The organism is Halorubellus amylolyticus (genome assembly GCF_034808145.1).
Taxonomy (GTDB): Archaea; Halobacteriota; Halobacteria; order Halobacteriales; family Natrialbaceae; genus Halorubellus.
Genome location: NZ_JAXHGM010000001.1, coordinates 239,477 through 251,973, shown reverse-complemented (window position 1 = coordinate 251,973; position 12,497 = coordinate 239,477). Strand labels below are relative to the sequence as shown.

The following is a 12,497-nucleotide window of genomic DNA, read 5'->3' as shown; positions in this document are numbered from 1 at the left end:
TCGCCTAAAGGGGTTACTGAACCACGTGACGGGGGAACGCGGTCAGTCCTCGGCGTTCGCGCCCGACGTCGCCGTGCCGTCGTCGCCCGTCGCACGTCCGGCGTCGACGGTCGTTCGCTCGTCGTTCCCCGTCGTCGCGCTGTCATCCGCATCCTCGGTGTCGTCGTCCCCATCTTCGGGGTTCGCGTCCGCGTCCTCGGAGTCGTCGACCGGGTCGACGTCGGGGGAGCCGTCGTCGAGGACGGCGTCCGGGTCGCGAGCGTCCGCGTCGCCGAACGGCAGGTCCTCGGGGTCGAGCGCTTCGGCGGTCAGGGTCGGTGGGTCGGCGTCGTCGGCTGGCGCGTCGTCGACTGGTGCGTCATCGTCCGGTGCGCCGTCGGCTGGTGCGTCCGTGGCCGCGAGCGCGTCGGCCGCGGCGGCCTCGTCGTCGGGGACGTCGTCTGCTGGCGCGTCGTCGACCGGTGCGTCGTAGGGGTCCGCCGGTGGCTCGAAGACGTACAGGAGGTCGTCGTGGACGACCACGTACTCCCCGCGGTCGCGGTCGTGGACGACGCGTTCGCCCGCGTCGATGGCGACGTCCGCGAGCCCCGCGAGCGAGTCGACGACGACCCGAGGGCGGTCCAGCGCGGTCGATGGAAGACGGCCCTCGGTTATCCAGTCGGCGTAGTCCGCGCGGTCCTCCCGGTACGCGAGCGCCGCCAGTTCCGCGTCGTCGACGTCGAGCGCGCCGCTACGTCGGAGGGTACGCATGGAGATGACGCCGAGCAGTCCGACGACAAGTGCGAGCGGGCCGCCGACGGACCGCAGCACGCCCGGCGGGTCGGCGACGGTCGTCGTCGCCGTGTGGTTGAACGGGACCGACCGCGGGCCGTCCTCGACGCGGTAGACGCTCCCGTCGCTCGTCACCGGGAGGACGAACGAGAGCGTCTCGTTCCCGCTCGCGCCCTCGCGGTCGACAGTCACGTCGAAAACGACCCGGGTCTGGACGGTGCCGGGGGCGCCCAGGCGTGCGCTCTCGTTGCGCGCCGCCGAGAGGGTCTCGGAGACGTTCAGCGAGAACGGAACGGTCGTCCGGTCGCCGGGCGCGAGCGTGGTCGCGTTCGACCCGAGCGACCGGACGTCCCGCCAGTACACCGTCCGGTCGGCTTCATCGCGTCCAGTCGAGGCGCTCTGGACGACGAGGCGACGGGAGACGCGGACCGTCGCCGGCGAGTCCGCGTCCGCGTACCGGAGCGACAGCCGGCCCGCGAGCGTCGGCATCACACGCGAGAAGTAGACGCTCCGGTTGTGCACGGTCGCTCCCGGCTCGAACGTCGTCGTGTTCGCGCCCTCGCGGACGGTCGCCTGATGTGCGAACGACCCGTCGACGCGGAAGTCCTCGACGGTCCGCTCGACCTGGCGCTCGTCCGGCGTCGCGTGCGCGTCGTACGCGACGGCACCGCCGACGACGGCGAGCGCGAGCGCGACGACGACGAGCACCGTCGCGTACTCGTCGAGTATCGCGCGCGTCCGAATCCCCCCAATCATGATATCATGTTGTCTTTTTGAATGGTATGCGTGTTGCTTGATTATCGGTACAGTCGCCGCAGTCGCCGCGTGAGAGACAGGCTGACGGGGAGCGTCCGCGACGGTTCGAGCTTGAGGCGCCCGCGCGCCCGACCGAGGACGAGTCGCGTGACCGAGAACGCCCCCAGCGCGAGGACGGCGTCGACCGCCCCGCGAGCCAGCCACGGGTCGACGTCGTGCAACCACCGTATCGCAGCCGGCGGCAGGACGCCGACGTACCGGTACTGGTCGACCGTCGCTTCATAGCTCCCCGTCGTCGCGGGCGCCGACAGCGTCGCGTTCACGGTCGCGTTCCCCCGTGGACCGAGCACCACCGGGTCGGCGGGCACGCTCGCGTGCGGCCCGGACGCTTCCACGACGGCGACGCTCGGCAGCGCGCCCGCGTTCGAGAGCGACACGCCGACCGCGCTCGACTCGCCCGCGACGATGCCGCCCTGCTCCGCGTCCGCTGGCGCGACGCTGTCGAACCCGAGGGTCGTCCCGCCCGTCGCGAGCACCATCGACACCGTCGCGGCGACGACGACGACCAGCACGCTCGCCACGAGGAGCACTCGGACGTCGTACCCGTCGGCACGCCCGACCGGCCGCTCCTCGCTCCGCGTCCCGTCGGACTCGGCGAGAAGTTCGTCCAGCAGGAACGCAGACATCGTCGTCGCGAACAGCATCGTCGCGAGCCGGCTCGGGTCGCCCGACAGGCCGATGGTTCGGGCCACAGCCCCAACGACGCCGCGAGCCCCCTCTACGACGGCGCCGACGCCGGGCAGCACCAGCGCGTCGCCGCCGGGCGCCCACGCGACGGCCACGATGCGGTCGCGCGACACCGGTCGGTCGCCGGCCTGCTGGTCGGTGAACGCGTTCGCGTCGCCACGCGTCACGAACCCATCGTCGGTCTCGCCGACGACGCGATGCGTCGTCAACCGGCCGTTGCGACCGTGGAACGTCACGACGTCGCCCTCGTCGACGCCACCGGCGAGCGGCGTCGGTACTGCGACGAACCCGTCGCCGGGTTCGAGGGTCGGTGCCATGCTCCCCGTCTCAACGAACGCGACGAGCACGGGCTGTCCCATGACGAACCCCGCGAACACGGCGACGAGCGCGACGACGACGACCAGCTCGAGTCCTCGTTCGACGACGTCGTTCATACCATTCCCCCTCGTTCGATTCCGGGCATCGACCGTCGATCGCGCCGACGCCCGGTCACGACACACTTTCGCTCACGCGTCCCCGTCAACATGCGTCCGTTGAGCCTCCCGAATGCCGCGTTTACTCCCGGCCTCGCGACGGGAACCCGCTTCGGCGTCCACGCGATCGAATCGGACGTCGATGAGTGCGGTGAGGACGATAGGACGACGAGCGAAAAAAGCGAATCGTGGACCGCAATGGTACCGAGCCGGATCCGCTCGGTCACCTACCTCGATCGCCTACGTGAGTCGACTACGTGCCGCCGCCGGACGTGTCGTCGGCGTGAATCGTGAAGTCGTCGTTCCCGGTGAGGACCTCCTGCGGGTTGTCGACGTCCTCCAGGTCGATCTTGACGCCGACGTCCACGTTCGTGTCCGCACCCTGGGCGTTCTCGAGCCTGACCGCGTTCCCCTGCGTCGTCGATCCGGAGTTCTTGCTGGACCAGTAGAAGCTGAGGTGCGGGTTGTCGCTCTCGATCCAGACGTCGAACGCCCCGCCGTTGTCCTGCGCGGCGATACGGAACACGCCGTCGAAGTAGTTCACCGAATCCGCGTTCAGGCCCTGCCCGTTCGTCGGCCCCGGCGAGCTGGTCTCCTTCGCGAAGTCGAGGACGAGCTGGCCGTCCTCGATGGACGAGAACTTGCTGTTCTCCCCGTACGAGCGGAACTTGAGGTAGGCGTACTTGTCGCCGACGATCTCCCCGGTGGCGGTACGGTCCATAGTCGATTCGCTGAGCGCGCCCGTACCGATTGCGGCTGCGCTTCCACTGAGCAATGCGCCTGCGCCGATGATGAACTTGCGTCGTTCCATAGTCGTTCCCCCCTTTCGGGGCACTTGTATCGAGAGTCTACACCCATGTTTACATGCGCCGAGAGAGTGCAACAGAGGGGGCGATTGTGGTACCCGCACGAGCCGATTACGGAGCGTAGACGCCGGCTTCCGACGACTCCGAACCGCTCGGAGTGGGCGAACTGCGAACCGATTCGTCGTACTCGACGAACAGCCATGCTGCTCGTACTATCCAGCGACCCGCGACGTGGGTCGTGCGCACCTGCACGCGGCTACCTGGCTCGCACCGAGTTGCCGCGTGCGGCTGGCGACCGAAGCCAGTCGCGTCGTTACGTCGCTAACGGAACGACAGCGACGGAGCGGCCGTGGTCGTCGAACGTCGGTAGCTTCGGATCGAACGGTCCGCGATTGGGTCACGATTCGAACCCGAGTCCCGGAGATCGCACAGGTCTCGTGGCGCGGTACAAGGGCGAGCCGGGTCGCTCTGTTAATTCGGTCAGCGTAGACATGTCGACGGAGGACTCTGATAACCGCGCGTTCCAGTCGAGCGCGCGAGTGCGCGTACCGTGTATAACGATTCACGCGGTCGGAGCGCGTTCAGGTCGTCGTCTGGGTCGTCGTACTGTTCGTCCCCGTGCCGTCGGTCGTCGTCCCGCTCGCTCCGGGTGCGCCTGCGGCGTCGTTCGGCGGACCCGCGCAGCGCACGGTCACGTCGTACTCGACGACGACGCGGAGACTGTCCGCGGTGTCGACGAACGTGACGCGGACCGGGACGGTCGTCGGTCCGCGCGCACCGCTGCAGTCCACAGTCCCACGGACGGGAGCGATAGCGCCGGTGCGGACGTCCCGTGCCGTCGCGTCGATCTCGACGTCGGTCCCTGCTGCATCCGTGACGTGGACGTGCCCGACGGCCCCGACGTTGTTCTGGACGACGACGACGCGCACGACGTCGTCGGGCGACGTGACCGGGTCTTCCCCGGGGTACATCGGCGGTTCCGGGGACGCGCCACCAGGGTCCCAGATGGCGACAGCCGCGTCCTCCGCCGGGGCAACCCTGACGACCGCCCCGCGGTCCAGGGTCGCGGCACTCAGCGACCCCGACGGCACGAGGAACAGCACCGAGAGAGCGACGAGTCCGAGGATTGCGACGCGACGCGAGGGCATCCGTCAGTCACCCCTGAGTTCCGGTGGTTTCTCGCGTTCGCCGAGGCGGTTCGCGCCCTGATAGTAGTGGTTCGCGCACGCGGACACGAGGAGGGTAACGGAGAGGAACAGGCCCGCGCCGACGTCAGGGATGCCGGCGAACGGCCCGACGTTCAGCGCCGTCACGGCGGTGACGGCCGCGCCGAGCGCGCCGATGCCGAGGTAGTACTCGCTCCAGGGGATGTCCCGGCCGTCGACGAGCTCCAGGTAGACGTCGAGTTCGGCGGCGCGCTCCGTGAGTTCGACCTCGCGGCGCTCGGTCTCGACGAGGCCGGTGTCGTCGAGCTCCGGGACGTGCGTCTGCTGGAGCGCGTTGTACACGCGACGGCGTTGCTTGGACGTGACGGCCTCGACCGGGACGTCGTTCTCCCACGCGGCGACCTGCGTCGCCAGGTCGCCGACGTCGACGGGTTCGTCCGCGCGCTTGAGGTGGTGGATGGCGTACCGTCGACGGCGGTTCCGGAGGACGTGGAACAGCTCGTCGCGGGTCGGGCCGTCGTCGTCGCTCGGGTCGAACGTCGCTTGCGTCGTGGGGCTATCCGGTGTCGTGCTCATGTGTAGCGATGGCGGCGTTCGGCCGGCGGCTGGCAGGGCAGGTCGACGCCGCCAGGGGTAGGTCCAGTTCGCGATAGGTGTTTCTTCCACGTTGTTATATACTACAATCGGGTGCGGGCGCTTCGACGACCGAGACCGGAATGACGCTCCTCGAGCGGACAGTGACCGCCTTCGAGTCGGGTCGGCTGACATCACGCTCGCGTGGCGCACGCACCCGGAGTCCCCGCCGATGGTGGACGTTCGACGGCCGAGTCCCGGTTTCATGTCTGGAATCGGCCTGCAGTTGGTCCGTAAACGTCGCTTACGGGTTGAGAGCGGTCAGTAACGCGATAGTCTACGGACGCGGATGCATGAAACTTGCATGATAAGGTAGTACAACTAAGGGGATGCGTCGTCGTCTATAAATTCGTCCGGGGGGACATTCGATGAGCAAAGCACAACCGAAGGGGGGAGTCGATACCACCACGTCGTCCGACGAGACGGAGACGGACGTGGACGGTACCACGGCCGACGACGCGGCCGAACCGAGCGACGACGAGGTGTTCGAGTTACTGGCGAACCAGCGTCGACGGTTCGTCCTGCACTACCTGCGGCGGCGTCCGGACGAGTCCGTGTCGCTGTCGACGCTGTCGGAGGCCGTCGCCGGCTGGGAGCACGGCGTCGACCCGGCGGAACTGGACTACCGGGAGCGAAAGAGCGTCCGGAACTCGCTCCACCAGTTCCACCTGCCGAAGCTCGACGACGCCGGAATCGTCTCGTACGACGACCGAGACGGCGAGATAACGCTGCACGACCCGGTCGTCGTGGACGCGTACCACGCGGTCGCGGGCGGCGACGAGGCGGTCCCGTGGACGGCGTACGTCGTCGGTGCGGGCGCGGGCGCGGTCGGCGTGCTCGTGCTCGCCGCGGTCGGCGTCGTCCAGGGGGTCGTCGCCTGGGCGCTCGCGGTGCTCGCCGCGATGGCGGTGACGGCGGCGCACTACCACGGTCGAACGGCCGACCGGGACGTCGACGGCCCGCCGCCGGAGTGCAGGGAGTAGGCGGCGGTCGGGTCGGTCCGTCGGGGCCTCGGCGTCGAGTCGACTCAGGCGATCCGGCTGTCGCGGTCGTTCGCGGGTTCGGCGGTCGAACCGGCGAGCCGACCGCTCTCTTGGATGACGTTGAACGCGGTGACGAGGTCGGTTCTGGAGACGAGACCGACGAGGTCGCCGTCCGCGACGACGAGGAGCCGTCCGACGTTGCTGCCCTGTATCTCCTGAAGGGCGTCCATCGCCGCGGTGTTCGGTTCGATGGTCTTCAGTTCGGTCGTCATGACGTCGCTGACGGTGTACGCGTCGCGCTCGACGGGTTTGACGTCCTTCGCGTCCGCGAGCGTGACGACGCCGACGAGGTGACCGTCGTCGAGCACCGGGTAGCCGGTGTGGCGCTCGCGGAACATGCGTTCGACGAGTTCGGCGATGCTCGTCTCAGGCGTGACCGTGTGCAGGTGCTCGCGGGTCGTCATCACGTCCGAGACCGTGACGCCGTTGAAGACCGCCTTCATCACGACCTGCTGGCTCTCGCCGCTCGCGCCGATGTAGATGAAGAACGCGATACCGATCATGAGTAACTGCGTCGTGAGGAGGCCGAACAGCCCGAGGAGGACGGCGAAGCCCTTCCCGACGCTCGCGGCGATCTGCGTCGCCTTCGCGTACGGCCGGTTCCGGGCGAGGAGCGCGCGGAGGACGCGGCCGCCGTCCATCGGGAACCCCGGGAGCATGTTGAACACGGCGAGTGCGATGTTCATCACGGCGAGGTACGCGACGACGAACGCGACCGCGGCGAGGGTCTCCGGGACGACGAACGCGACGGCGACGTACGCGAGCGCGCCGAGCGCCACGGAGACGGCGGGGCCGGCGATGGCGACCGCGAACTCCTGCTTCCAGTCCTCGGGCATCTCGGAGAGCGACGCGATGCCGCCGAAGATCCAGAGCGTGATGGAGTCGATGGTGTACCCGTACCGCATCGCGGTCAGCGAATGCCCGAGCTCGTGGAGGACGACGCTCGTGAACAGCCCGATGGCTGCGGCGCTCCCGACGACCCAGCGGATGGTCTCGCCTTCGAGCGCGCCGGCGTCGACGGTGATCTGCGGGAGCTGGTTGACGAGCTCGACGGTGCTCGCGACCTGGCCGGCGATGAGGTACGCGAACAGCGGGAGGACGAGGAGGAACGTCACGTCCAACTTGATCGGGATACCGAACAGCGACCCGATGCGGTAGCTTCGCATACGTGCACGTAGCGGTGGAAGGGGCTTAAATCGCCGGCCACGCTGGCACGGCGACCGCGGCGTCCGTCGTCTCGACTGCGCGCTGGGGTCCGCGTGGCGACGAGTCGGTTTCAAGTGCGGGCGCGGCGAACGGTCGGGCATGAGCGAGAGCGAGGAGGCGACGCCGGTGGTTCGGCGCGCGGGAGACGTGGAGTACGAGGCGGTGGACGCGGCGGCGGGCCTCGAGAAGGGCGTCCTGTTGGACGAGTCCGACGGTGCGCCGAACTTCGCGATGCGGCGGTTCACGCTCGCATCGGGGAGCGAGGTCCCCGAGCACACGAACGCGGTCGAGCACGAGCAGTACGTGCTCGAGGGCGAGTACGTGGTCGGTATCGGTGACGAGGAGTACGAGGTCGCTGCTGGTGATTCGCTCCTCATCCCGGCGGGCGTCGTGCACTGGTATCGGAACGAGAGCGACGAGGCGGGCGCGTTCGTCTGCGTCGTGCCGAACGGCGACGACACCATCGAACTCGTGCAGTAGCGGCGACGACACCATCGAACTCGTGCAGTAGCGGCGACGACACCATCGAACTCGTCGAGTAGTGGGAGCATCGAGGTCGGGCCGGGGCCGGTCGCGACCGGCACGCTTTTGTCCGTTTAGGGCAACCTAAATCGTATGAACGAGCGAGACTCGCCCCGGACCACGCGCGCCCGAACCGGGCTGGCGCTGTTCGGCGCCGTCTTCGGGTTCGGCGGTCGCGACGACGCCCTGCGCGCCGACGGCGGCGACGAGGACTGACAGCCGCGAACGCCGGCCGCACGTTGGCCACGCCCCGCGACGACGACCACCAGCGACCGCCTCGGTCAGATATCGAGGTAGAGGTTGAACACGTACCAGTCGCCGTCGTAGGACGCGACCGCGTGCCGGAAGTCGACGCGCTCGTCGTACTCGCCGAACGGCCGCAGGTCGTCCCCCATCCCGAGCGCGTCGACGACCGTCGAAAGCGCGTCGGAGAGCGGCGGGGCCTCCTCGTAGCGCCCCCCGTCCGACTCGCTGACGGCCGCGTCCAGCACCTCGCGGACCGCGTCTGACGGCTCGTCGAACCGGGCCTCGGGGACCGTCTCCTCGAGGTAGTCCTCGAGTTCGCTGCGCGTCTCCGCGACGCGCTCGACCGCGAACGTCCGCTCCGGGACCGTCACCGTTCGCCGTCGGGCGACGACGCGGAACGTCTCGTCGTAGTAGTCGACGTACTCGAACGGCGGGTCGGGGACGAGGTCGCTCGCGGCCGCCGACACGTCCCGGTGATATTGGACGGGACGGAGCCCGTCGATCTCCGGTTCCCCGAGGAAACCGTCGTTGCCGGCGTACACGGCGTCGAGCGCCGACTGGAGTATCTCGCGGTCGCGCTCGGAGAGCGAGTCGAACGGCTCGCTCCGGACGGTCGCGTCCCCGGGCGGTTCCTCGTCGGTCCGCGTGGTCGCGAACAGCCAGCGGTCGCGCTCGACCTGACGGATCCGCTCGGTGGTGACCGCGTGGAACGCGCCCTCGTGCTGGAGGACGGTTGGTCGTGGACGGACGTCGTCGCCCCACTCGTCCGGTTCGACGAGCGGCCACTGGACCGCGGTGACGCGCCCGGCATCGAACAGTTCGTCCAGCCACTCGCGTTTCGTCGCCTCGTCGAAGTCGAGCCGCGTGTCCGCGCGGACCGCCGTCGGGTCGGGGACGACGAACCTGCTGGCGAGCGAGCCATCGACGTCGTCGGCGTGGAGCACGTACCTGTCGTTCGACCCGATACTCACGCATCCAGCGCCCGCGGTCGCGGTGACTGCAGCGAGCGCGCCAGCCGAACGGAGGAGGGTGCGTCGAGAGGACGGCATCGTCCGGAACGTTCCAGCAAACCGGCAAACGTCTTGTGTTCGGCCACGCCGCCCCACCCGGAGCCGAGGCTGCGGGTCGCTAGCGTGACTCCGAGAACCTGAAATACCCGGGTCGAGTACGCTCTCGCGTGTCACAGCAGGTCCAGCGCGTCGACACGCTGTTCCTCCACGAGCGCGGCGACCGGTACGACGTCGTCGTCGAGTCGGGTGGAGAGCGTGCGCTCCGCGGGAAGCTCGAACCGAAGGAGACCAGCGCGGGCCCGCGCCCCGGGAAGTTCCGCGTCGTCGACGGCTCCAGCGAGGACCCCAGGTCCCCCGACGAGTTCGTGGACCTGGCGCGTCGCGCCGACCGCATCCGCATCAGCGAACAGACGAGTCAGCGGGCGCGCGACGAGATCCGCGACCTCCTCGACGGCTACCAGCTCTCCGCGAAGGTCGTCCGCACGTGCCGGTACTGCGCGACCGACGGCCGGTACTCGCCCGTCACGAGCGACACCGCCATCAAGGCCGGACGCGACGAGATCTGTCCGGACTGCGCTCGCGCGGAGCTCGAACAGGAGCTCGCGTTCCACGGCGAGTTCACCGCGGACGCGAAGGACCGACTCGAGGAGCTCATGGTCGACGTCCGCGACCTCGGCCGCATCAAGAACCTCCTAGAGGGCCAGCTCGACCCGGACCTGACGAAGTTCGACGAGATCTCCGCGACGACCGACGACATCGACCTCGTCAACGTCGACACCCTCGACCTCCACCCGGGCATCCAGGACCACCTCGAAGGCCGGTTCGACACCTTGCTGCCCGTGCAGAGTCTCGCCGTCGAGAACGGGCTGTTCGACGGGAGAGACCAGCTCGTCGTCTCCGCGACGGCGACCGGGAAGACCCTCGTCGGCGAGCTCACCGGCCTGGACCGCGTGCTGAACGGGCAGGGGAAGATGCTCTTTCTCGTCCCGCTGGTCGCGCTTGCGAACCAGAAGCACGAGGACTTCCAGGACCGGTACGGCGACATGGTCGACGTCACCATCCGCGTCGGCGCGAGCCGCATCAACGACGACGGGAACCAGTTCGACCCCGGGGCGGACGTCATCGTCGGCACGTACGAGGGCATCGACCACGCCCTGCGGACGGGGAAGGACCTCGGGGACATCGGGACGGTCGTCATCGACGAGGTCCACACGCTCAAGGAGCCCGAGCGCGGCCATCGGCTGGACGGACTCATCTCGCGCCTGAAGTACTACTGCGAGAACCGCCAGGAGCGACGGTCGGAGTACGGTGGCGCGCAGTGGGTGTACCTCTCGGCGACCGTCGGGAACCCCCGCGAGCTCGCCGCGGGCCTGGAGGCGAACCTCGTCGAGTTCGAGGAACGCCCGGTACCGATCGAACGGCACGTGACGTTCGCGAGCGGGAAGGAGAAACCGCAGATAGAGAACCGGCTCGTGAAACGCGAGTTCGACCGGGAGTCCTCGAAGGGGTATCGCGGACAGACGATCATCTTCACGAACTCGCGCCGGCGCTGCCACGAGATCTCTCGGAAGCTCGAGTACTCGTCGGCGCCGTATCACGCGGGCCTGGACTACGGGCGACGGAAGACCGTCGAACGGAAGTTCGGGAACCAGGACCTCGCCGCCGTCGTCACGACCGCGGCGCTCGCGGCCGGCGTGGACTTCCCCGCGAACCAGGTCATCTTCGACACGCTCGCGATGGGCATCGAGTGGCTCTCCGTCCAGGAGTTCGAGCAGATGCTCGGTCGCGCGGGCCGCCCGGACTACCACGACCGCGGGAAGGTGTACGTGCTCGTCGAACCCGATTGCGCGTACCACAACTCGATGGAGATGACGGAGGACGAGGTCGCGTTCAAGCTCCTCAAAGGCGAGATGGAGGACGTCCTCACGGAGTACGACGAGGACGGGGCGGTCGAGGAGACGCTCGCGAACGTCGCCGTCGGTGGCACGGACGCAAAGCGGTTGAACGACCGGATGCTCGGGGACATCCCGACGAAGCACGCGCTCGGGAAGCTCCTCGAGTTCGAGTTCATCGACGGGTTCGAGCCGACGCCGATCGGTCGCGTCGTCTGCACGCACTTCCTGACGCCCGGGGACGCGTTCACCATCCTCGACGGGGTCCGGAAGGACGCGCACCCCTACGATATCGTGGCTGATATCGAACTGAAGGACGCGAACCTGTAGCCGCGAGTCGAGCGGCAGGAGGGGGCCAGAAGTATCAAGGCGACGCATCTCAATTTTCTAACAACGCAGGCCGGGGTTGGAACATGGGATCTGTAGACATCGACGACGCCGCGTGTAACGTGCTCGTGACGTCCGACGACGTGGAGACGTGCACGGGCTGCCTCGACGAGGGGGACCCCGATCGCCGCGCGGAGCTGACGGTGACGTACCCGAGCGAGTCCGCGGAGGACGGCGGGTTCGGCGATCATACGCGGATGCAGCCCGCGAAGAAGGGCCTCGTCTCGGTCGGGGACGTGATGCGGTCGGCGTCCGCAGCCAGCGGCGGCGGCCCGGACTTCACGGGAGCGGTCGCGCAGGACGCCATCGCCGACCCGACGAACCTCCAGCGGCTCGGGACGTCGATCAGCGAGTTCTGCCAGCGCTGGGACGACACTGGCTACGACATCTACGTCTGCTTCGATTCGCTCTCCGCGCTCCTCGAGTACACGTCTCCGGAGGTCGTCTTCCAGTTCTGTCACGTCCTCACGAAGCGTCTGGAGTCCGTGGACGCGACCGCGCACTTCCACCTCGACCCGGAGCGGCACGCGGAGGAGACGGTGGCGACGTTCCAGTCGATCTTCGATCAGGTCGTCGGTGAGGAGACGGCGGCGTCGACGGTTGACGTCGACTACGAGGAGGCGAGCGACGACGAGATCGCGGCGCTCGCCGAGGACTGGAGCGAGGACGCGTCGTACTCGATCGTCGGCGACGCGTACGACCGACCGGACGACGTGACGGAGGCGACCGACGACGACATCGAGCAGACCCTCGCCGACCGCCTCTGACGCGGTCGTCGACCTCCGCTCCCCGGCATTCGACGCGTCGGTTCCGGCGACCGTCGCGGCGGTCCGGTTCGT

Annotated in this window: 12 protein-coding genes; 5 read left to right on the top strand and 7 right to left on the bottom strand. The window is 68.6% G+C overall.

Annotated features, from left to right (window positions below; translation table 11 throughout):
* Positions 1-42 precede the first annotated feature (42 nt).
* From SM754_RS01265 to SM754_RS01245, 5 genes are all read right to left on the bottom strand, one after another.
* Positions 43-1,527 (bottom strand): DUF5305 domain-containing protein, encoded by a 1,485-nt coding sequence (locus tag SM754_RS01265; RefSeq protein WP_323674403.1) that lies wholly within the window; start codon positions 1,525-1,527, stop codon positions 43-45.
* 41 nt (positions 1,528-1,568) lie between these two features.
* Entirely contained in the window at positions 1,569-2,708 is a 1,140-nt protein-coding gene (locus tag SM754_RS01260; protein ID WP_323674402.1) for a S26 family signal peptidase, read from the bottom strand.
* Positions 2,709-3,000: 292 nt separating this feature from the next.
* Complete coding sequence (locus SM754_RS01255; RefSeq protein WP_323674401.1) at positions 3,001-3,558, bottom strand: DUF1102 domain-containing protein; 558 nt, start codon at positions 3,556-3,558, stop codon at positions 3,001-3,003.
* Positions 3,559-4,134: 576 nt separating this feature from the next.
* The gene (locus tag SM754_RS01250; protein WP_323674400.1) at positions 4,135-4,701 is read right to left on the bottom strand and encodes a hypothetical protein; all 567 of its coding nucleotides are present in this window, start codon (positions 4,699-4,701) and stop codon (positions 4,135-4,137) included.
* 3 nt (positions 4,702-4,704) lie between these two features.
* On the bottom strand, positions 4,705-5,295 hold the full coding sequence (locus SM754_RS01245; RefSeq protein ID WP_323674399.1) for a DUF7344 domain-containing protein: 591 nt from the start codon (positions 5,293-5,295) through the stop codon (positions 4,705-4,707).
* Positions 5,296-5,720: 425 nt separating this feature from the next.
* Here SM754_RS01245 and SM754_RS01240 point away from each other — a divergent pair, with 425 nt between their 5' ends.
* Complete coding sequence (locus SM754_RS01240) at positions 5,721-6,335, top strand: DUF7344 domain-containing protein (protein ID WP_323674398.1); 615 nt, start codon at positions 5,721-5,723, stop codon at positions 6,333-6,335.
* 44 nt (positions 6,336-6,379) lie between these two features.
* Here SM754_RS01240 and SM754_RS01235 read toward each other — a convergent pair whose 3' ends face one another.
* Positions 6,380-7,561, bottom strand: coding sequence for a CBS domain-containing protein (locus tag SM754_RS01235; protein ID WP_323674397.1), 1,182 nt, complete (start codon positions 7,559-7,561; stop codon positions 6,380-6,382).
* A gap of 139 nt (positions 7,562-7,700) precedes the next feature.
* Between SM754_RS01235 and SM754_RS01230 the strand changes: the two genes are divergently transcribed.
* Positions 7,701-8,081 (top strand): cupin domain-containing protein, encoded by a 381-nt coding sequence (locus SM754_RS01230; RefSeq protein ID WP_323674396.1) that lies wholly within the window; start codon positions 7,701-7,703, stop codon positions 8,079-8,081.
* A 135-nt stretch (positions 8,082-8,216) separates the two neighbouring features.
* A complete protein-coding gene (locus tag SM754_RS01225; protein ID WP_323674395.1) occupies positions 8,217-8,339 on the top strand; it encodes a hypothetical protein in 123 nt (40 codons plus the stop codon).
* Between the two features lie 65 nt (positions 8,340-8,404).
* On the opposite strand, the gene SM754_RS01220 is transcribed toward SM754_RS01225, so the two are convergent.
* Entirely contained in the window at positions 8,405-9,418 is a 1,014-nt protein-coding gene (locus tag SM754_RS01220) for a hypothetical protein (protein ID WP_323674394.1), read from the bottom strand.
* 128 nt (positions 9,419-9,546) lie between these two features.
* Between SM754_RS01220 and SM754_RS01215 the strand changes: the two genes are divergently transcribed.
* Positions 9,547-11,601, top strand: a complete 2,055-nt coding sequence (locus tag SM754_RS01215) for a DEAD/DEAH box helicase (protein ID WP_323674393.1) — start codon at positions 9,547-9,549, stop codon at positions 11,599-11,601.
* Positions 11,602-11,684: 83 nt separating this feature from the next.
* Complete coding sequence (locus SM754_RS01210; RefSeq protein ID WP_323674392.1) at positions 11,685-12,425, top strand: DUF7504 family protein; 741 nt, start codon at positions 11,685-11,687, stop codon at positions 12,423-12,425.
* The last annotated feature ends 72 nt before the right edge of the window (positions 12,426-12,497 follow it).